Genomic DNA, 19,124 nt, shown 5'->3' with positions numbered 1-19,124 from the left:
CCGCCTCCGGCCACACCCTGATCCTGTCGGACGACTCGACCGCCGCCGCGCCGATCGACGGCCCGAGCCACATCCCGTTCAACCGCGCCGCCGGCGCCGAGGAAGACGATGCGCTGGGCGAATGGACGCCGGTGCGGCGCCTGGTGCCGGCCAAGTACGCCTTGTCCAGCTTCAACTTCAAGAGCCCGAAACCGGTCAAGACCCAGCTGCCGACGGTCAACGAACAGGGTGACGTGCTCAAGAAGGAAGTCTACGAATACGTGGGCGCCTACGGCTTCAAGGATGCCGGCGACGGCGACGCCAAGACCCGTTTGCGGCTGGAAGAAATCGAAGCGTCCGGCAAGCATTTCGAAGGCGCCGGCAACGACCGCTATGCCATGCCGGGCCGCAGCTTTACCTTGACGGAACACTTTGACGACGGCTCGAAAAACTTCCTGATCCTGGAAGTGCGCCACACGGCCAGCAACAATTACCAGGTGAATGTGGAAACGCCGTCGTACTACGAAAACCGCGTGTCCTGCATCCGCAAGCAGATTCCGTGGCGTCCGGGACGCGGCTACAACAGCATCGAGCCGAAGATTTACGGACTGCAAACGGCGCTGGTGGTGGGGCCGAAAGGCGAAGAGATCCACACCGACAAATACGGCCGCGTGCGCGTGCAGTTCCACTGGGACCGCATCGGCGAATACGACGAGAAAAGCTCGGCGTGGATCCGCGTGGCTACCTCGTGGTCGGGCGCCAACTTCGGCGTGACGGCGATCTCACTCCTGCTGGATAATTCTCCGCGCGCAATTCTGGACGGTCTATCGACCATCGACAAAGATGTATAGCAGCTGCTGACATTGCACCTGGCTATCGTCCAATCGATTCTGTGTGGTTCAATGATCGCCTGTACCGCGGTGGTCAAGAAGGCCTATGGACCATCGATGCCAGCGCACAGCGGGTGGTCCGTCTTGACGAAGTTGAAACTGACGCGCCAAATGTGACCACAGCGGCCGCCTTGATCTCAGTCCAAATGGAAAGCTCCTGCTGACCGCAGGTCCGTTTGGCGCATGTCTTCATGATGGCGCTGCATGGAGAAGACTGTTCAGCGCTTTCGATTTTGTGTTACCGCAGGGGGAATAGCGCGCCGCGCAGTAGCCTTTGCGAGCTCTCCTCTTGTTCTCCACAGTGCTGCCGCCTGCCCGCACTGAAGCCGCCTCTCCCACCGATGCAAGACGTCCTCGTTGGGGCGCTATGTTCGATGATTGTGCTACCCACTGACGACCGTCTGGCTGTCTGCGCTACCAAATGGCTCTTGACAAGAAACAAGGGAGCGCTGAACCTGCTGGGACGGTTCCGGTGCCCACCGTGACGATGAATGGAGAATGAAATTTTTATAGACAAATTGCGCTGGAAAGCGACCTTTGAAGGTTTTTTGATTCGCGATTGCACACTCGGTTGCGACGAAAACAGGATGGGCTTTCTCCTGATTCAAGATCTGGGCGACACTCATCGCGAAAACGGATGGCAGACCCGCTTCGTTTCAGTGAAACTGGATGAGCCGATGAAAACCCGATTTTTTTACATGACGGGTAATGATTTGACAACCGCGTCGTTGACGTCGGCATGGTTACCGAATCAAGCGGAGTTCGTAGTAGCCGACCTGGCAATGAAAGTGTGGAGTTGCAGGCCGCCTGTGTTCGCCGGCGAGGAAGCACCGATCTCCTTTGACGGCATTGGATATGGCTACAAATCTATTGGCGCAGTGGGCGGGGTGGCCTACAAAGTTGTTCGCGTCGATGACACAATCTACGCCGTTGGCGCGCACTTCCGCATATTTGAACGTCTTCCCAACCAACAATGGAAAGAACAGAAGGAAATTCCCTTGCTTCCCGGATTGTCGAGCAACGAGCACGACAAGATTACCCAAGCAATTTCCGAAGGAGATTGTTACGATCTCAACGGCTTTTCCAAAAATGACATCTATGCTGTCGGCGGCGGCGGGACGGTATGGCACTTTAATGGCGTGACTTGGAAGAATCTTCCGTTCCCAACAAGTCATCGTTTGCTCACTGTGACCTGCGGCGGTGACGGTTTCGTGTATATCACCGATATATGCGGTTCACTGTGGAAAGGACGAAATAGCACTTGGCAAAGAATTTCTCTACGTAGTCAAAGCCTGCCTTTCGCTGATGCGGCATGGTACATGGGCACGTTGTGGTGTGCAAATGATTATGGCATGTTGATCCTCGAAGGGAATGAGCTTGTCGCCATTCATCAGTCAAGAAATCATCGTGCACCCGCCGACATTGCCATGGTAAGCCATCGGATCGATGTCGCACCTGACGGGAGGAAAATGCTGGTTTGCGGAGCACATGGCGCCGCAATACACGACGGCACATGTTGGAAAATGCTTTTTTCCGATGATGATTTTTCTGACTGAAATCCATTTTTCCCGCTGATGTCTCCAATCCCGACAACGTTAAGATCAAATTTCTCATCCGAATCCCCAATACAACGACGGGTACTGCGAGTGGGGAGCAAGAATGTTACTTGACAAAGAGAGCTGGGAAGAGATTTGCGAAGGCTTCATGGTGCGCGATTGCACAATTGGACCGGATAAAGGTCGAATTGGGCTATTACTCGTTGAGGGAAATGACGAGTTGGATGCGGGGTGGCGAACGCGCTTCGTGAGCATTCGAATGAACCTGCTTTGAACAGACAAATGGTAGTTTTAACCCTTGAAAACATCAACAATTGATAACATCCTGTCATCACCTCACCGTTGGAGAGTGGAATATGCTTTAGATCTTGCCGTATGATAATAACCGCGCACGCCTAAAAAGAAGATCCAGGACATTACCGGGCTAGACAGAGGTATTTCAGGCAAATTGAAACATGTACATGTTTCTAAAAAACTCGAATTGCGGACCAGTCTGCGCAAATATGGTGGGCTTAGTTGACGACATTTCTGGAAAACTCGATGAATCATATTTTTGACAATGCCACGTGGAACGAATTTGTTTCCGGCTACACAATAATTGACTGCGCCATTCCCAAAAAGAACAGCTTCGGGTTTTTATTAGTCGAAGAAAAAACAGAGCGCGATACGCTTCCAATGACACGCTTTATCAACATGTCGCTTGATCGTCCGATCAACCAGCGCTTTGCTGTGTATGTAAGCACCCGGTTCAAGTTCTCAAGCATAGCGGCAAGCATGGCTCCACCAGAGTATGTGGCAGTAGACACCATCAGCCAGGTTTACTCGGCAAATGCTCTGAAAAAAGGCATGGAGCTTCCGATCGAAGAAGTCCTGGATATGGACACCATCGATGGGAAGATCGGAATCATTACGAAGGTAGTCCGGGCGGCAGGTAAAATATATGCTCTCGGCGACTACCGCCGGATATACCGACGCAGTGGTCCAGATACCTGGATTGAACTCGGCACGGAAAACAAGGGAGTTCCACTTCCAGCGGATGTGGCCTCCCTGCCGGCCTGGGTTACCCTTCATTTCAAGGACATGAGTGCGTTTTCTGAAGATGACATGTATGTCGTCGGTGACCGCGGCGATATCTGGCGCTTCGACGGCCGAAAATGGCGTAATTGCCCTATTCCCACGGATTCCGATTTGCTGACAGTATGCTGCGCCAGCAATGGGCTGGTGTATATTTCGGAAAAAAATGGCAGCGTCTGGGCCGGCAGAGAAGACCGGTGGGAACGCGTAGCTGAGGCAGACATTGCGCCAGGATATCATCCTGTCGATTCATTCTGGTTTAACGACCGCTTGTATTTGGGCGGCTTCGGAGGGCTTTGGACCATCGATGAACAACGAAAAGTCGTGATCCCGCTTGGGGAGGTAGAACCTGACGCACCCAAAGCGCCCACGAGCGGCCGACTCGATGTCAGTCTGGATGGAAAGTTCCTGCTGACTTCAGGTCCGTATGGCGCCTGCTTGCACGATGGTACCGGATGGCGGCAGCTGTTCAGCGCATTCGACTATGTCTAACCGAACTTCGCGCCTCATCCGTCGTCGATCGACCTGCCATGCGGTGAACAAGGGCGAAAGCCGACCCAGCCGACATCGGCCTCGAAATTGAAGCACTGTCGACTTATGAATCTAGAATACACAGGAAATTACCGTGATCAGCAAAGAAAACTGGGAAGAATTTTTTGAGGGATACTACATTTACAAATGTGCGGTTGCGACGAAAAATCACTTCTACTTTGTGTTGCTTGAATTTGTAGAACAGAATGACACTGCTCCGCGCAAACGGCTCATCAGCATCGTGCTGGCGGATGATGACCAAGAGATCTTATGCGCTGAATACGATGCGGAGTATTTCGATCTCGCGCGGCTGACATCAGTCAAACACCCCGAACAGCAAGCAGTGATGGTTGCACTGGACGGCGACGTCGCGGTCATGAACAGCGAATATAGCGGGTTCGAGGATTCGATCCCACGTGGGAAACCTGGTTCACCCTTGGCAACGTCGGCCACCGCAGTAGCTTCAATCGATGGATATGCGTATGTGGTCGGCGCCTGGAGATCGGTGTGCAGGCGGATCGCACCTGGGCAGTGGGAAACACTCGCGGACCATAGTCTCCCGGCTCCGGAGAAAAACAAATTTGGCCGCGCCAACCAGGGCTTCAACGTCATCGCTGGCTTTAGTGCGTCGGACATGTATGCAGGTGGCGGCGAAGGAGATCTTTGGCACTACGACGGAGAAAGGTGGAGCCAATGCCAGCTACCGACCAATATGTATATCGAGACCATATGCTGCGCTGGCGACGGATGTGTCTATGTCGGCCTGCAAAGCGGCTCCATCATGAAAGGTCGACACCTCAAGTGGGACTTGATCCACAAAGGCAACATGACCCTGCCGTTTCAGGATATGGCCTGGCTTCAAAACCGGGTGTGGTGCACGTCCGACTATGGGATTTGGACGATCGAGAATGGGAAACTAATTGAGCCTGCCCTGTCGGCGGAGGTGCGGGCATGTGCCGGAAACCTGTCGGTGGGTGATGGCGTGATGTTGATTGCTGGAATGTACGGCGCAACCGTTTTCGATGGAAGCAGATGGACACCACTATGCTCGGCACTACAGTAATCAGGAATTTTTGTCTGCCAGCTCGAGAATGAAATCCTCAGGCCGGCTGAACTTCCCAACGGCATCAAGGCGTGTTCCGGTCATCTTGCCACGGATGGTGCCGTCTTGCTACTGGCTGGCCACGGCGGTGCAGCCTATAAGCGAATTTGAACAGAGAATATCAATGGACATCTCATCCGGGCAGTACGAAAATAGTATCAGCGGTTTCGTCATGATTGATTGCGAAGTGCGGTCGGCCGACATTTTCTATTTTTCGTTGTCAGAAGACGAAACGCAGTTGGCAGAGTGGGATGAAGACGATGAAGATAGCTGGCTGCGCCGACGCATCGTGTATTTCATCCGGAACTTGGCGCCTGCCGAACGATGGGGCAATATTGAGTTTGATCATTCCTACGATTTTCAATTGAGCATTGCGCGACAACCCAGGGAACAACTGGTTGGCATCGAAAAAGACGGCAACGTCTACGTGGTCGGCGGCGGCACGGCCGAATGGGAGGACAGCCTGGGCGATTGGACTGATGGCGGCATGCGCAGAGGCAGCATCGTCAAATCCCGGACGATTGACGGTCACGTCTACATGGTGGGCGGAGGACGAACGGTTGGCGTGCGCAAGGATCGCAACGACGCCGTCCCGCTGATGCAGCAGCTGCCGTTCGATCATGATAAAGACTGGCAGGTGGCCGGTTTTGAAGATATCGACGGTTTCAATGCCTCGGATATCTATTGCGTCGGGGGCAAGGGCGACGTCTGGCATTTCGATGGCGCCAGCTGGACACAGGTGGATTTCCCGAGCGCGATATCACTCTTCTCGGTATGCTGCGCAGGCGATGGAAACGTCTACATCAGTGGGTATGGCGGCACCACATTCAAAGGGCGGGGACAAACGTGGCGCCAGCTGTTCGAAGGACAGTTAACGATCCCCTTCAAAGACATGGCCTGGTTCGACAACCGGGTCTGGTGCACCAGCGAATATGGCTTGTGGAATATATGCGATGAAAAACTTGAAGTAGCGGATGTCGATAGCGACATCATGGCATGCTCAGGGCATCTCTCCACGCATGACGATATCCTGCTCGTTGCCGGCAATGGCGGCGCGGCCTGTCAGCAAGGCGGTAAATGGCGCAAGTTTTTCTGACAGCTCGAGCGCAAAGGTAGCACCGCATCCGCGCCTCCATCCCGCGCGGCAGCCGACACCGGAAACGCGTATGCTCGCCGGTACTTTTTGCGTCAACACAACACCATGCGCAAACTGCTGCTCCCCTACCTCATCCTGATCGCCGGCATGGTCTTGCTCGACGTGCTCTGGCTCGGTTTTATTGCCAAGGACATCTACGCGGATGGCATCGGTCACCTCATGGCCGCCGGGCCGCGCTTCGGACCGGCTATCGCCTTCTACCTGATCTACGCGGTCGGCCTCATGGTGTTCGCCCTGGCGCCGCACAGTCCGCGCCGCACCCTGCGCACCACCCTCACCGCCGCAGCGCTGTTCGGCACGGTCGCCTACGCCACCTACGACCTGTCCAACCTCGCCACCCTGCGCGACTGGCCGCTCAGCGTGGCCCTGATCGACATCGCCTGGGGCTGTGTCGCCAGCACGCTCTCCGTGCTGGCCGCCAAACTGTGCATGGACCGGCTCGATCCCAGCCCTGCCAGCGCTTAACAATCCTTCGCGCGGTTACATGGCCCCGACGCATTCCGGTCCTCTTGTTCCACCAGCACTTCCTCGGCCGAGCCCTTGGCAAACTTTAAGTGGCCAAGCCCGAAATGCCAGGTCCTCACCTTGGGCGCCGACACCGTGCCATCGACCCGCACCTGCGCCTCGCCCTCATTGCCGTAACCTTCATCGTCTTCGGCACTGCCGATCAAATAGGTGCGTGCGACCAGATTTCCCTTGACGTAAAAATGCGACATTCCCAGGGAAACAGTATCGCAAGTCACATTCCCGAGCACGAATACCCCATGCATCGTACTGGTGTCCAACTTGCCGCAATCGAGATCGCCATGAATCACGATCAGCCGGTCACCGTCAAGCAAAGCCTGTTCGAACGGCGTTTTGACGGTATTCGCAGCACGATACTCTGCGTGAATATCTTCCCGCAGCTTGACATTGCCCTCGAAAACAATCGCGTCTTTGACGTCGATAAAGTCCTTGACCGTGTCCTTCTCCTTTTGCGCCAGGGGACTGAGGAGCGACACCAGCTTGTAGCGCTTGATCACCTCCTTGGCCGGCAGCACCGAGAAAGGGGCATGCGGCAGCGCGATCCTGGTGACCGCTGCGGGTTTGACGGTCGCCGCATGCGCGGGCAAGGACATCATCCCGGCGCCAGCGATGACGAATGCACTAATAAGAATAGGAGAAAACTTCAAACGGACTCCATGAAATGGCCGCGCACGATGGCGAATCATTTAAGCGCGCGGCGCGGCCGCAAAGCTTGCCGCGCCCAAGCGCAGGGGCAAAAAGCCCGCCTTCACCACTGCGAAAACGGCAGCCGGATCAGGCTCGAATTAAAATAGCGCCGGTCGTGCGTGACCTCCTCGCCAATCCAGTCCGGCTTGTCGAACGCCTGGTCTTCCGACGCCAGTTCAATTTCGGCAAACATCAAGCCCGCATTCGCGCCCAGGAATTCATCGACTTCCCACACATTGCCCGCGAACGTAATCCGGCGCCGGTATTTTTCGATGATCGGCTGCTGGCACAGGCGGTCGAGCAGTTCGCCCGCATCGGCCAGCGGAACCGGATACTCCCACTCGCCCCGCGTGGCGCCCTCGCTGCGCCCCTTGATGGTCAGCGTCGCGCCCTCGCCCTCGATGCGCACCCGCACCGTGCGGTCCGGATCGGTCGACAGATACCCCTGGCGCAACAGCACCGGCTCGCCCAGCGAACGCCAGGCGTCGCCGACGAGCAAGAACTTGCGCTCGATCTCGACGCCCACGATCAGCCCAGCGCTTTCAGGATCGGCTGCAGGATCGCCGCGCCCAGCTCGCTGCTGCGCGCACCGTTCCAGCCGGTGTACGGATCAGGCAAGTCGGCATTGTCCTTGAACGGCATTTCCAGGGTCAGCGACAGGCACTTGAAGGTATGCCCGATATACTTGGACGCCAGGGTCAGCATGTCTTCCTTGTACTTGCTGGCCGCGTAACCGTGCACGTTCTGGAAGTCGGGACTGGCCGCCATGTAGTTCTCGATGAAGGACTTTTGCAGCGCGGCACGTTCTGGCGTGAAATCGTTCAGCATTTCATTGCCGGCCACAAAGTTATACGGCAGCGCTTCGTCACCATGGATGTCGAAGAACATATCACAGCCGATTTCGTGGATCTTTTGCTTTACGCACAGCACTTCCGGGCTGCGCTCAAGCGACGGCGTCATCCACTCGCGGTTCAGGTTGGCGCCGGCGGCGTTGGTGCGCAGGTTGCCGCGCACCGAGCCGTCCGGATTCATGTTTGGAATGATGTAGAACACGGCACTTTGCAACAGCTTGCGCGCAATCGGATTGGCATTGTCCAGCAGCGCGTCCATCATCCCCTCGACAAACCATTCAGCCATGGTTTCGCCCGGATGCTGGCGCGCGATGACCCAGATTTTTTTCTCGGCGGCAGGGTTGCCGATGACCACCATATTCATGTCACGGCCGTCGACCGTGCTGCCGATGTCAATCACGCGCGCCAGCGGGTTCTCGGCCACTTCGCCCAGCAGGCGCAGGTGGCGTTCCCACGAGTACGGTTCGAAATAGGCGTAATACACACTGTCGAGCTCGGGCGTGTGGGTCACAGTCATGACCTGGCCGTCGAAGCTGGTCGGCACCCGGAACCAGTTTTCGGTATCGTAGCTGGCGGCCACCTGGTAGCCCTGATAGCCGGCGGCGTAGGTTGCCTGGCCGGCGTTCAGGAAGCGGATCGTGCAGGCCTGCCCGCGCGCGCCCTGCAGGCGGAAGTGGAACCACTGGTGGATGTCGGCGTGCGAGTCGGAACGCAGGTTCAGGTCGATCTGGCCGGCTTGGTCGGCTTGCACGACGTCGATGGCGCCGGAATCGAAATGCTGGCTGATTTTGATGGGCATGGCAGATCCTTGTCTTTGGTTCTCAAAGAAGAGCATCATACCCAAATGCCGCCCGCTTGTGGGCGGGCAACACCGAACAGCGGGCTTAGAAACCGAGGTCCATCAGGTCGCCGCGGTAGCCTTCCATCATCTGGCGCATCAATTCCACGTTGGCGCGGTTCAAAATCACCGTCAGATTGGCCGCGCGGTCGAGCTCCATCGTCATGCGGATGGCATCGTCGAACTGCTTGCACTGCACGCTGAGCACGCGCGGATTGACCACGTCGTCCCAATCTTCCTGGTAGATGCGCGGCAGGTTCGGCGGCGGCAGCAATTCGGGGTCCTGGTTCACCGGCAGGTGGGCCAGCAGCCAGAACACGACCGAGGCGGGAATGAAGACGCAGGCATCCTTGCCGCCTTCGAAGGAAAATTTCGCCAATAAAAGATTACCGATAGGATCGCATGACAGATACATGCTCTTGACTTGGCGGATGACTGCTTGTTTCACGACACTCCCTCGGGGTTGTTAAATTGGCGCAACAATTCTACCCCATCCCACAGGCTGATTGCTTGAATCGTGTTACCAACGGGGAGCCGCCGCTCCCCCGTGCTCCGGCCGGCTCAGCGCGACTTGTCCGTACCCGCCTTGTTGCCGCCGCCCGCGCTCTGCTTGTTGCCGCCTTCATCCTTGTCGGCCTCGCCCGCGCCGCTGCGCGCGCCACCCTGCGCCGCCTGGCGGTTGCCGTGACTCATGCTGCCCGCGCGGCGCGCTTCTTCCGACGTGAACTCGTGCGCCGTGCCTTTCTGATGAGCCGCCTTGCCGCCTTCGCTGGCAATTTCGCGCTGGCGCTCGGGATCCATGGAGGCGAATCCGCGGTTGCTGGTTCCCTTGCCCGGACTACCACTTTGCTTGTTGCCCTGGTTATTTGTAGCCATGGTCATCTCCTTTAGCTGGTGCCTCTGTCTGACCCCACCGGCTGCACGCCGATGAGCGATCAAGCAAATCCATCTTAGCAGCGCGGAACGCTGCGGCTATAGGACAGGACGCAGGGACTTTGTAGGACAACAGGCTAGTTCCTCTCAGTACTCCGCACCCCCGCCACTGTTGGTAGGCTTTACAGGGGACTTGTCCTACACAGACTCGGACGGTGTTCCGATACAGCGGTTCGGAATCAGCGCGCATGATTCCAATCCTGGCAACGCCGCTTACGGACTGGACGCTAACCAGGTCCCTGCGCAAGTGACGTGTGCCACCCTATGTTTGTCTCTACTCGGAAAGGAATCAATAATGAACTCGAACCAACGTAGCGAGGGGAACAATCAATCCAGCAATGGCGCCAACGAGAAATCGGAATCGTCGTCGCGTGGCGGCACCGTTGAGAAAGACAACCTGAATCAATCGCAGCAATCGGGCACCCTGGGCGGCTCGCAGCAGTCGGACCGCCTGCCGGGTTCGCCACAACCGGGCGGACTGGGCGGAGCCCAGCAGTCCGGCAGCCTGAGCGATTCGCAACAATCGGGCGGCCTGGGCGGCTCGAAACAGCAGCAAGGCGGCTCGCAGCAAGGTACACAGATTGGCCAGCAAAGCACGGAACGCAGCGGCTCGCAAACCGGCAGCCAGCAGCAGGGCGTGCCAGGTCAGCACCAGTCCAATGATGTCGCCGGCGGCATGCCAAAAAGCCCGGGCGGCAAACGCCTGGCGGCCGACCAGGACATGGATGACGACACCGGCCTGTCGAACCGCCAGAACCGCCAGTCGGCCGACCTGGACGAAGGCAGCCGCCAGTCGGAGCAAAGCAACGTGGGACGCCGCAGCGACGGCACCCCGGACTAATTGGTTTGCTGTTGCGGTAATTCGGGGTGGGCACGCGCAAGCGTGTCCACCCTTTGCGTTTGCGCCTGCGTTTCCGCTTGCGTTTGCGCCTGCGTTTCCGCTTGCGTTTCTGCTTGCGTTTCCGCTTGCGGCAGCGCCAGTGTGGCGGCGCTGGCCGGGAACACCGGCTGGCGCAAGCCGGGCGCCTCCCAGCCGTACAGGAAAGCACAGGCCGAGCCGCACACCCGGCCCTGGCACGGCCCCATGCCGGCGCGTGTTTGCAGCTTGGCGCTGCGCCAGCCGGCGTGCGGCGCCAGGTCGGCCGCCACCACGTCTTCGCAGCGGCACACGATGGTCGCGTCGGTGCACATCGCGCGCAGCGATGGCAGCGGCGCAAAGGCCTGCGCCAGCAGGTCGGCGAATGCCTGCGCCTTGCCGCGCACGCGCAGGTCCTTCGTTTGCGGCGCCACGCCCGCCGCGCCAAGCCCCGCGATGCGCCCCTCCGCCAGCGCCTTGTCCACGCCGCCGATGCCGGTCGACTCGCCGGCGGCCCACACACCCTGCACGCTGGTGCGCTGCGCGCAATCGACCAGCACCCGCCCCTGCTCCACCGCGCAGCCGAACAGCGTAGCCAGTTCCAGCGACGGCGTCAGGCCGAAACCGCACGCCAGGAAATCGCAGTCGAGCGCTTGTTCGCGTCCACGGTGGCGCAACAGCACGCGCTCCAGGCGCCCGCTTCCTTCGGCGGCCAGCACACCGGCGCCACGCAGGTACGGCACACCGCGCAGGCGCGCCGCCAGTTGCAGCGATTGCAGCAGCTTGCCCCGGTGCGACAGGGCCAGCCGCGCGCCGAAGCGCGCCAGGTCGCCACTGTCGCGATGCTCGGCCAAGGCCACCAGCACGCCGCCATGCTCACGGACAGTGGCCGCCACCGCCAGCAGCAGCGGCCCGGTTCCGGCTACCACCACGCGCTTGCCGGCGACCGGCATGCCCCCCTTGATCAGAGCCTGCAGGCCGCCCGCGCAAGTCACGCCGGGCAGGGTCCAGCCGGGGAACGGCAACAGCAGCTCACGCGCGCCGCTGCACACGATCACCTTGTCCCAGGGCTGGATCAGGGCGCCGTCCGCCGTTTCCAGCAACAGCGCCCGGGCGCCGGCCGGCGCCACCACGCGCGCGCCAGCCATCCACGTGACGTGCGGGCGCGCACGCAGCGCCGTCCACAAACCGGCGGCGCGAGTGTCGCGCCAGCGCTGCGGGCCGCCGCGCCAGATCTGCCCGCCGGGCGCGTTGTTTTCATCGACCAGCAGCACCGCCTGGCCGGATGCGGACGCCGCCTCCGCCGCGGCCAGCCCCGCCGGGCCGGCGCCGAGCACGATCACCGGCGCGCTCATGCCGCTTCCCCCGCACCGGTGGCGATCACCATGCCGGCGCGGCACGCCGTCTGGCAGGCCAGCCGGTGTGCCCGCCCATCGATCGTCACCCGGCATTCCTGGCAGTAGCCCATGCCGCACAAGGCAAAGCGCGCCTCGCCGCTCACCGAGCGCCGTGTGCACAGCGCATCGGCCAGCACCAGCGCCGCCACCACGCTCACGCCCGCCGCCACCGCAACCGGCCGGCCGTCCACGTGCACCACCATGTCGTCACTGCTCATCGCACACCTCCGCCAGGACCGCAAAACGCGCCGGCGCATACGGCGCCGCGTCGATCTCGCTGGCGCGCCCGATGATCTGGTCGGCCAGCAGGCGCGCGCTGGCGAACGCCGTGGTCACGCCCAATCCTTCATGGCCGCAGGCCAGCCATGTTCCCGCGCGCCCGGGATGGGCGCCGATCAGGGGCCGCCCGTCGGGCGAGGCCGGCCGCATGCCGGTCCAGGCGCGCACGATATGCATGTCGGCCAGGCAGGGCAGCAATCCGATCGCGCAACGCAGCACCGCCCCCAGCACCGCCGGTTCGATGGCGCTGTCGGTGCGCCCGTCCTGGCGGCACGAGCCCACCAGCCACTGGCCCGTGGCGCGCGGCTGCACATTGGCCGCCACCGCCAGCGCATCCTCGCCGGCGGCGCTCTGCCCATAATTCATGCTCACAATCTGGTGCGACAGGCGGCCCGGATAGCGGTCGGTGATTGCCAGATGGCCCTTGCGTGCAAAGATCGGCAATTCCGGCATCAGGCCCGCGCACTGCACGCCGGCCGCCACGACGACGGCCGGTGCATCCAGGCGCTCGCCATCGTCCAGCATCACGCCGCCCTGCCCCGTCCTGAGCACGCGCCGGCCCAGGTGCAGGCTGCCGCCGGCGCGCGTGAACTGCTCGCTCAAAAACTGCGCCACCGCCGGCGGATACACCACGCTGTCGCCGCGCACGCGCACGCCGCCGCACAAGCCACGCCGCAACGCCGGCTCCAGCCGCGCCACCTGGTCGCCATTGAGCGCCTGCGCCTCCCACCGCTGCGCGCACAGGCGCGCGGCGCGCTGCTGCGCTTCGGCCAGTTGATGCTCGTCCTCGGCCACCCACAAGGTGCCGCAGCGCGACGGCTCGCCCACGCCGGGATGCTCAAGCATGAACGCATCCCACAGCCGCAGCGACATCAGGCACAGCGCCAGTTCGTCGGCGCTCTCGTCGAGCGCCACCAGGTGACCCATGCCGGCCGCCGTGACGCCCGTTCCCGGCGTGGCGGCATCGACCAGCGCCACCGCCATGCCCTCCTCGCGCAGCGCCAGCGCGCAAGCCGCGCCGACGATGCCGGCGCCGACCACGATCGCATCGTATGCGCGCACCACGCTTAGCCGAAGCTTGGCAGTTTCGGGCGGGTTTCCATGGCCGCGCGGATGATGCGCTCGGCCCGCGTGCGCTGCTCGCCTTCGAGGGGCAGGCGCGGTGCGCGTACGCGCTCGGTCGAGCCGATCGCCAGCGCCTCGGCCAGTTTGATGTTCTGCACCAGGTAGGACGACACATCCAGGTCGAGCAAAGGCCGGAACCAGCGATAGATCGACAAGGCCTCGGCCTGGCGGCCTTCCTTCATCAAGCGGTAGATGGCGACGGTCTCCTTGGGGAAGGCCAGCACCAGGCCGGCCACCCAGCCCACCGCGCCCACCGCCAGCGCTTCGAACGCCAGGTTGTCGACGCCGGTGAACAGGTCGTAGCGCTGGCCGAGGCGGTTGATGATCTCGGTGCTGCGGCGGATATCGTCGGACGACTCCTTGACCGCCACGAAGCGCGCGTCGTCGGCCAGTTCTTCCAGCATGTCGGTGGTCACATCGACCCGGTACGCCAGCCGGTTCGAATACAGCATAACCGGCAGGTCGCCCGCCGCCGCGATGGCGCGCAGGGTGGCGATGGTTTCGCGGTGGTTGCTGTGGTAGATCGTGCTGGGCACCACCATCAGGCCATCGGCGCCGGCTTTGGCGGCCTTTTCGGCCAGCGCGCAGGCTTCGCGGGTGCCGGCTTCGGCCACCGTCAGCAGGGCCGGTTTGGCGCCGGTGACCTGCTTGGCCAGGCGCAGCACGGCGATCCGTTCATCGTGCGTGAGCATCGGGCCTTCGCCCAGCGAGCCGCAGGCGATCAGGCCATCGCAACCGGCCTCCATCTGCAAGCCGAAGCAGCGCTCCATTTCGCCCATGTCGAGCGAACCGTCTTCATTGAATTTAGTCGATACAGCGGGAATCACACCTTGCCACATGAGGGTACCTTGCTTTCTCCGGCGCGCCGGTCGGTTACGGGAAGCAGTCAGGTTAGCCCTGTCGGGGGCCCCGGTCTTGATCGATGGACGAGCGTGCAAAGGCTCAAATCGGCACAATGTTTTCCGGCCTGGCGATTTATACTAACGCATTGTGACCGAACCGGAGACACCCCCATGGACATGAGTGCGCTGTTTTGCGCGGCCCCGCCAATCCGCGCGGTGCAACTGGCCTCGCTCGAGGCATTGTTCGACGCCCTCACCGACCTGGTCTTCTTTGTCAAAGACCGCGAGGGGCGCTACCTCACCGTGAACAACGCGCTGGTGCGGCGCTGCGGCCTGCGCAGCAAGGACCAGTTGATCGGGCGCACCGCGCTCGAAGTCTATCCGCCGCTGCTGGCGCAGACCTACCTGGCGCAGGACCGGCAGGTGATCGACAGCGGCACGGCGCTGAAAAAACACCTCGAACTGCACCTGTACCCGAGCCGCGCGCGCGGCTGGTGCCTGACCCACAAGACCCCGCTGCGCGACGAGCACGGCGCCATCGTCGGCCTGGCCGGCACCTCGCAAGACCTGGGACTGGCCGACGAACTGCATCCGGTCTACCGCAAGATCGCCGATATCGCCGCCCACATCCGCGCCAACTACCACGCCAACGTCAGCATGGAAGAACTGGCCAGCAATGCCGGCCTGTCGCTCTCGCGCGTGGAACGCCTGTTCCAGCGCGTGTTTCACTACTCGCCGCGCCAGTTGCTGCTGCAGTCGCGCCTGGGCGCGGCCATGTCGCTGATCGAGTCCGGCAGCAAGAACAGCATCGCCCAGATCGCGTATGCCTGCGGCTACACCGACCACAGCGCATTCAGCCGCCAGTTCAAGGCGCACACGGGAATGAGCCCGGTCCAATACCGTGCGCATTGCCGGGGGGAATAAGCGAGCTCAAGCGTACACGGCGGTTTTTACCCCCTCGATATAATGGCTTGACACTGACCCATTCGAGATCCCCATGAAGAAACTGCACGCGGCCCTGTTCGGCGCGATCCTGCTGGGCGGCCTGGCCGCCTGCTCGCCATTACCCACCCTCAACGCACTCTCCCCCGGCAGCGGCCTGCGCAGCGGCAGCGGCCTGGCGTATGGCGACAACGTCCGCCACAAGCTCGACGTGTACTCGCCGGAAGACGCCAGCGCGTCGGCGCCGGTGGTGGTGTTCTTCTTGGGCGGCAACTGGAGTAAGGGCGAGCGCGAGGATTACGCCTTCGTCGGGCGGGCCCTGGCGTCGCGCGGCATGGTGGCGGTGATTCCCGATTTCCGCTTGCATCCGGAAGTGAGCTATCCCGATTTCCTGGACGATTCGGCGCGCGCGCTGGCCTGGACCGTGCGCGAGATTGCGCGCTACGGCGGCGACCCGAAACGCCTGTTCGTGATGGGCCACAGTTCGGGCGCCTACAACGCCGCAATGATGGCGCTCGATGCGCAATGGCTGGCGAAACAGGGCATGCAACCGAACGCGCTGCGCGGGTGGATCGGGCTGGCCGGGCCGTATGATTTTTTGCCGATTGAAAATCCGGTAACCAAGCCGGTGTTTCACTTTCCAACGACCCCACCGGAATCGCAGCCGATCAACCACGCCAGGGCCGGCACGCCGCCGGCATTGCTGATCGCAGCCAACAGCGACAAATTGGTCGATCCTGTGCGCAACACGCGCGCCATGGCGGCCAGGCTGCGCGCCAAGGAAGTGGCGGTGCAGGAACTGTATTTTGACAAGGTGAGCCATACCACGCTGGTGGCCTCGCTCGCCGCGCCGCTGCGCTTCCTGGCGCCGACCTTGGATAGCGTGGAGCGCTTCGTTCACAGCGATGGCGGGCGGATTACCCCGGGAAAGACCAACTAGCTTCTTCAACGCACGCTTTCCCGCTCCGCTCCGCCGTTCCCCGCCCCGCCCTTTCCGCTCTCCTCCATCGCCTTAATCAAGCTTGCACTTGATCTGGATTGAACCGACGCGATACGGCAGGAACTCGGCCGCCCCTCTGCGAATCGAACCATCTCATCGCTCACCGTTCGCAGGGAGGCAACATGATGTCGACAACACCCGATCCGCACCCGCACGCGAGGCCGCCATGCGCCGCCTGAAAGTGCTGACCTGGCATACCCACGGCAGCTATCTGTACTACCTCAGCCAGGCGCCACACGATTTCTACGTGCTGTCCAAGCCGGGCCGCCCGCCCGGCTACGGCGGGCGCACCGGCAACATGCCCTGGGGCGACAACGTGCACGACATGCCCGTGTCCGAAGCACGCCACCACCAGTTCGACTGCATCGTCTTCCAGGACGACGCGCAGTACGAAAAAGACCAGTACGAATTCCTCAGCGCCAGCCAGCGCGCGCTGCCGCGCATCTATATAGAACACGACCCGCCGCGCGAGCACCCCACCGACACGCGCCACCCGGTCGACACGCCGGCGGTGCTGCTGGTGCACGTCACCCATTTCAACGCGCTCATGTGGGACAGCGGCAGCACCCCCACCTGCGTGATCGAGCATGGCGTCAAGGTGCCCGACGGTATCGACTATCGCGGCCAGCTCGAGTGCGGCCTGGTCGTCATCAACCACCTGGCGCGGCGCGGGCGGCGCCTCGGCGCCGACCTCTTCGACGCGGTGCGCGCCGAGGTGCCGCTCGAGCTGGTCGGCATGGGCGCCCAGGAGCTCGGCGGCCTGGGCGAGATCGCGCACGCAAAGTTGCCGGCCTTTGCCGCCAGCTACCGCTACCTGTTCAATCCGATCCGCTACACCAGCCTCGGCCTGGCCGTGATCGAAGCGATGATGATCGGCATGCCGGTGGTCGCCCTGGCCACCACCGAATTGAGCACCGTCATCGATAACGGCGAATCCGGCTTCATCGATACCAATCTGGGCGCCCTGGTCGGACACATGCACGAGCTCGGACGCAACCCGGCGCTGGCGCGCGCACTCGGCGCCCAGGGGCGCAAGCGTGCGCGCGAACGCTTTGCCATCGGCCGCTTCAGCGACGACTGGGACCGCGCCCTGCGCCACGTGACCGACCTGGCGCGCGCCCCCGCGTACGGGCAGCCGTACTGACGTTTTCCCTTGACACGATCAATGCAAAAACAACGCAAAGAGCAACGCTAAAAACAAGAAGGAGCTGGCATGTTACTTGGTCAATTACACCCGGACCCGGACCCGCGCCCCGCAAGCGGTGGCGGCGCGGTCAGGCGCATCGCCATCGTCAGCGAGCACGCCTCGCCGCTGGCCGCGCCCGGCAGCGTCGACAGCGGCGGCCAGAACGTCTACGTGGCCCACCTCGCGCGCGAGCTGGCGCTGGCCGGCTACCTGGTCGACATCTTCACGCGGCGCGACGCCATCGGCCAGAAACAAACGGTGCACTGGCGCCGCAACATCCGGGTGATCCACGTGCCGGCCGGGCCGGCCCACTACATTCCGAAAGAAAAGATGCTGCCCTACATAGACACCTTTTCCCGCTTCGTGGCCCGCTTCGCGCGGCGCCAGGAGGCGCTGTACGACGTCACGCACGCCAATTTCTTCATGTCGGGCATGGTGGCGCGGCATCTCAAGCAAGTGCTCGGCATTCCCTTTGTCATCACTTTCCATGCGCTCGGGCAGGTGCGGCTGCGCGCCCAGGGATCGGCCGACGCCTTTCCGCCGTCGCGCCTGCAAATCGAAAACAGCCTGATGCGCCAGGCCGACCGCATCATCGCCGAATGCCCGCAAGACCGGCTGGACATGGAGCAACTCTACGACGCGCCCGGCAAGCGCATCGACATCGCCCCCTGCGGCTTCGATCCGCAGGAACTCTGGCCGCTGCCGATGCGCCTGGCGCGCCACAAGCTGGGGCTTACGCAAGGCAAGTTCCTCATCCTGCAACTCGGGCGCATCGTGCCGCGCAAGGGCATCGACACGGTCATCCACAGCCTGGCGCTGCTGCGCCGCCAGCATGGCGTCGACGCCGAGCTGCTGGTGGTCGGGGGCGACGACGCCGCCGGTGCCTGGCGCGACACGCCGGAACTGGCGCGCCTGCGCGCGCTGGCGGCGCACCTGGGCATCGCCGCGCAGGTCCACTTTACCGGCCGCAAACAACGCGCCGAACTGCGCTACTGGTACAGCGCCGCCAACGTGTTCGTCACCACGCCCTGGTACGAACCGTTCGGCATCACCCCGGTCGAGGCGATGGCGTGCGCGCGGCCCGTCATCGGCGCGGCCGTGGGCGGCATCAAGCACACCGTGCAGGACGAGGTCACCGGCTTCCTGGTGCCGCCGCGCGATCCGCAAGCGGTGGCCGACAAGCTCGCCGAACTGCAACGCGACCCGCAACTGGCCGCCGCCATGGGCGACGAAGGCATGCGGCGCGCCTTCCGCCACTACACCTGGCGCCAGGTGGCGCACAAGGCCGCCGCCATCTACGCCGACGTGGTCGGCAAGCAGGCGAACGCCCCGCGTGCGGCCTGCAGCGTTTCCCATCTACCCACCCCTTAGGAGG

Annotated in this window: 20 protein-coding genes; 11 read left to right on the top strand and 9 right to left on the bottom strand. The window is 62.0% G+C overall.

Annotation, left to right across the window (positions count from 1 at the left end; all coding sequences use genetic code 11):
• The 6 genes from F0185_RS32670 to F0185_RS32645 all read left to right on the top strand — a co-directional run.
• Nucleotides 1-830: type VI secretion system Vgr family protein (locus tag F0185_RS32670; protein WP_167232640.1), on the top strand; the 830-nt coding region annotated here is incomplete at its 5' end.
• A 530-nt stretch (nt 831-1,360) separates the two neighbouring features.
• On the top strand, nt 1,361-2,425 hold the full coding sequence (locus F0185_RS34550; protein ID WP_223164620.1) for a beta propeller repeat protein: 1,065 nt from the start codon (nt 1,361-1,363) through the stop codon (nt 2,423-2,425).
• 540 nt (nt 2,426-2,965) lie between these two features.
• The gene (locus F0185_RS32660; RefSeq protein ID WP_167232638.1) at nt 2,966-3,991 is read left to right on the top strand and encodes a hypothetical protein; all 1,026 of its coding nucleotides are present in this window, start codon (nt 2,966-2,968) and stop codon (nt 3,989-3,991) included.
• Between the two features lie 133 nt (nt 3,992-4,124).
• Nucleotides 4,125-5,093, top strand: coding sequence for a hypothetical protein (locus tag F0185_RS35095; protein ID WP_167232636.1), 969 nt, complete (start codon nt 4,125-4,127; stop codon nt 5,091-5,093).
• A gap of 163 nt (nt 5,094-5,256) precedes the next feature.
• On the top strand, nt 5,257-6,228 hold the full coding sequence (locus F0185_RS32650) for a hypothetical protein (protein WP_167232634.1): 972 nt from the start codon (nt 5,257-5,259) through the stop codon (nt 6,226-6,228).
• A 105-nt stretch (nt 6,229-6,333) separates the two neighbouring features.
• The gene (locus F0185_RS32645) at nt 6,334-6,753 is read left to right on the top strand and encodes a DUF2177 family protein (protein WP_167232632.1); all 420 of its coding nucleotides are present in this window, start codon (nt 6,334-6,336) and stop codon (nt 6,751-6,753) included.
• Here the strand turns inward: F0185_RS32645 and F0185_RS32640 are convergent.
• From F0185_RS32640 to F0185_RS32620, 5 genes are all read right to left on the bottom strand, one after another.
• On the bottom strand, nt 6,750-7,460 hold the full coding sequence (locus F0185_RS32640) for a hypothetical protein (protein WP_167232630.1): 711 nt from the start codon (nt 7,458-7,460) through the stop codon (nt 6,750-6,752). The genes F0185_RS32645 and F0185_RS32640 overlap by 4 nt on opposite strands.
• Nucleotides 7,461-7,561: 101 nt before the next feature.
• The gene (locus F0185_RS32635; RefSeq protein ID WP_167232628.1) at nt 7,562-8,026 is read right to left on the bottom strand and encodes a CYTH domain-containing protein; all 465 of its coding nucleotides are present in this window, start codon (nt 8,024-8,026) and stop codon (nt 7,562-7,564) included.
• A gap of 2 nt (nt 8,027-8,028) precedes the next feature.
• Nucleotides 8,029-9,150, bottom strand: a complete 1,122-nt coding sequence (locus F0185_RS32630) for a M14 family metallopeptidase (protein ID WP_167232626.1) — start codon at nt 9,148-9,150, stop codon at nt 8,029-8,031.
• 85 nt (nt 9,151-9,235) lie between these two features.
• The gene (locus F0185_RS32625) at nt 9,236-9,568 is read right to left on the bottom strand and encodes a hypothetical protein (RefSeq protein ID WP_229477301.1); all 333 of its coding nucleotides are present in this window, start codon (nt 9,566-9,568) and stop codon (nt 9,236-9,238) included.
• Between the two features lie 182 nt (nt 9,569-9,750).
• Nucleotides 9,751-10,065 (bottom strand): KGG domain-containing protein, encoded by a 315-nt coding sequence (locus F0185_RS32620; protein WP_167232624.1) that lies wholly within the window; start codon nt 10,063-10,065, stop codon nt 9,751-9,753.
• A 352-nt stretch (nt 10,066-10,417) separates the two neighbouring features.
• Here F0185_RS32620 and F0185_RS32615 point away from each other — a divergent pair, with 352 nt between their 5' ends.
• Nucleotides 10,418-10,963, top strand: coding sequence for a hypothetical protein (locus F0185_RS32615; protein ID WP_167232622.1), 546 nt, complete (start codon nt 10,418-10,420; stop codon nt 10,961-10,963).
• On the opposite strand, the gene F0185_RS32610 is transcribed toward F0185_RS32615, so the two are convergent.
• Genes F0185_RS32610 through F0185_RS32595 form a run of 4 tightly spaced genes read right to left on the bottom strand, consistent with a single transcriptional unit; the run spans nt 10,960 to nt 14,618 of the window.
• Nucleotides 10,960-12,333: an NAD(P)/FAD-dependent oxidoreductase gene (locus F0185_RS32610; protein WP_167232620.1), complete on the bottom strand. Its 1,374-nt coding sequence runs from the start codon at nt 12,331-12,333 to the stop codon at nt 10,960-10,962. The genes F0185_RS32615 and F0185_RS32610 overlap by 4 nt on opposite strands.
• The gene (locus F0185_RS32605) at nt 12,330-12,593 is read right to left on the bottom strand and encodes a 2Fe-2S iron-sulfur cluster-binding protein (RefSeq protein WP_167232618.1); all 264 of its coding nucleotides are present in this window, start codon (nt 12,591-12,593) and stop codon (nt 12,330-12,332) included. The genes F0185_RS32610 and F0185_RS32605 overlap by 4 nt, the downstream gene beginning before the upstream one ends.
• On the bottom strand, nt 12,583-13,716 hold the full coding sequence (locus F0185_RS32600) for an NAD(P)/FAD-dependent oxidoreductase (protein WP_167232616.1): 1,134 nt from the start codon (nt 13,714-13,716) through the stop codon (nt 12,583-12,585). Before F0185_RS32600 ends, F0185_RS32605 begins: the two co-directional genes overlap by 11 nt.
• A 5-nt stretch (nt 13,717-13,721) precedes the next feature.
• Nucleotides 13,722-14,618, bottom strand: a complete 897-nt coding sequence (locus F0185_RS32595) for a dihydrodipicolinate synthase family protein (RefSeq protein ID WP_166898231.1) — start codon at nt 14,616-14,618, stop codon at nt 13,722-13,724.
• 174 nt (nt 14,619-14,792) lie between these two features.
• Here F0185_RS32595 and F0185_RS32590 point away from each other — a divergent pair, with 174 nt between their 5' ends.
• The 4 genes from F0185_RS32590 (at nt 14,793) to F0185_RS32575 (ending at nt 19,120) form a co-directional block, all read left to right on the top strand.
• The gene (locus F0185_RS32590; protein ID WP_166898233.1) at nt 14,793-15,545 is read left to right on the top strand and encodes an AraC family transcriptional regulator; all 753 of its coding nucleotides are present in this window, start codon (nt 14,793-14,795) and stop codon (nt 15,543-15,545) included.
• A gap of 73 nt (nt 15,546-15,618) precedes the next feature.
• Nucleotides 15,619-16,503, top strand: a complete 885-nt coding sequence (locus tag F0185_RS32585; RefSeq protein WP_167232614.1) for an alpha/beta hydrolase — start codon at nt 15,619-15,621, stop codon at nt 16,501-16,503.
• 226 nt (nt 16,504-16,729) lie between these two features.
• On the top strand, nt 16,730-17,707 hold the full coding sequence (locus F0185_RS32580) for a glycosyltransferase (RefSeq protein ID WP_167232612.1): 978 nt from the start codon (nt 16,730-16,732) through the stop codon (nt 17,705-17,707).
• Nucleotides 17,708-17,776: 69 nt separating this feature from the next.
• On the top strand, nt 17,777-19,120 hold the full coding sequence (locus F0185_RS32575) for a glycosyltransferase (RefSeq protein ID WP_167232610.1): 1,344 nt from the start codon (nt 17,777-17,779) through the stop codon (nt 19,118-19,120).
• Nucleotides 19,121-19,124 lie beyond the last annotated feature (4 nt).

Source organism: Massilia rubra (genome assembly GCF_011682065.1).
In the GTDB taxonomy this organism is placed as follows: domain Bacteria; phylum Pseudomonadota; class Gammaproteobacteria; order Burkholderiales; family Burkholderiaceae_D; genus Telluria_A; species Telluria_A rubra.
Note: the sequence above shows the minus strand (reverse complement) of the source record. Positions and strands in the feature narration are given on the sequence as shown.

What these genes read in the sequence shown, in the direction of transcription:
- F0185_RS32605 (WP_167232618.1), bottom strand. Translation starts at nt 12,593, where the DNA reads ATGAGCAGTGACGACATGGTGGTGCACGTGGACGGCCGGCCGGTTGCG.
- F0185_RS32650 (WP_167232634.1), top strand. Translation starts at nt 5,257, where the DNA reads ATGGACATCTCATCCGGGCAGTACGAAAATAGTATCAGCGGTTTCGTC.
- F0185_RS32580 (WP_167232612.1), top strand. Translation starts at nt 16,730, where the DNA reads ATGCGCCGCCTGAAAGTGCTGACCTGGCATACCCACGGCAGCTATCTG.
- F0185_RS32645 (WP_167232632.1), top strand. Translation starts at nt 6,334, where the DNA reads ATGCGCAAACTGCTGCTCCCCTACCTCATCCTGATCGCCGGCATGGTC.
- F0185_RS32615 (WP_167232622.1), top strand. Translation starts at nt 10,418, where the DNA reads ATGAACTCGAACCAACGTAGCGAGGGGAACAATCAATCCAGCAATGGC.
- F0185_RS32595 (WP_166898231.1), bottom strand. Translation starts at nt 14,618, where the DNA reads ATGTGGCAAGGTGTGATTCCCGCTGTATCGACTAAATTCAATGAAGAC.
- F0185_RS32590 (WP_166898233.1), top strand. Translation starts at nt 14,793, where the DNA reads ATGGACATGAGTGCGCTGTTTTGCGCGGCCCCGCCAATCCGCGCGGTG.
- F0185_RS32575 (WP_167232610.1), top strand. Translation starts at nt 17,777, where the DNA reads ATGTTACTTGGTCAATTACACCCGGACCCGGACCCGCGCCCCGCAAGC.
- F0185_RS32630 (WP_167232626.1), bottom strand. Translation starts at nt 9,150, where the DNA reads ATGCCCATCAAAATCAGCCAGCATTTCGATTCCGGCGCCATCGACGTC.
- F0185_RS32610 (WP_167232620.1), bottom strand. Translation starts at nt 12,333, where the DNA reads ATGAGCGCGCCGGTGATCGTGCTCGGCGCCGGCCCGGCGGGGCTGGCC.
- F0185_RS34550 (WP_223164620.1), top strand. Translation starts at nt 1,361, where the DNA reads ATGGAGAATGAAATTTTTATAGACAAATTGCGCTGGAAAGCGACCTTT.
- F0185_RS32660 (WP_167232638.1), top strand. Translation starts at nt 2,966, where the DNA reads ATGAATCATATTTTTGACAATGCCACGTGGAACGAATTTGTTTCCGGC.
- F0185_RS32585 (WP_167232614.1), top strand. Translation starts at nt 15,619, where the DNA reads ATGAAGAAACTGCACGCGGCCCTGTTCGGCGCGATCCTGCTGGGCGGC.
- F0185_RS32620 (WP_167232624.1), bottom strand. Translation starts at nt 10,065, where the DNA reads ATGGCTACAAATAACCAGGGCAACAAGCAAAGTGGTAGTCCGGGCAAG.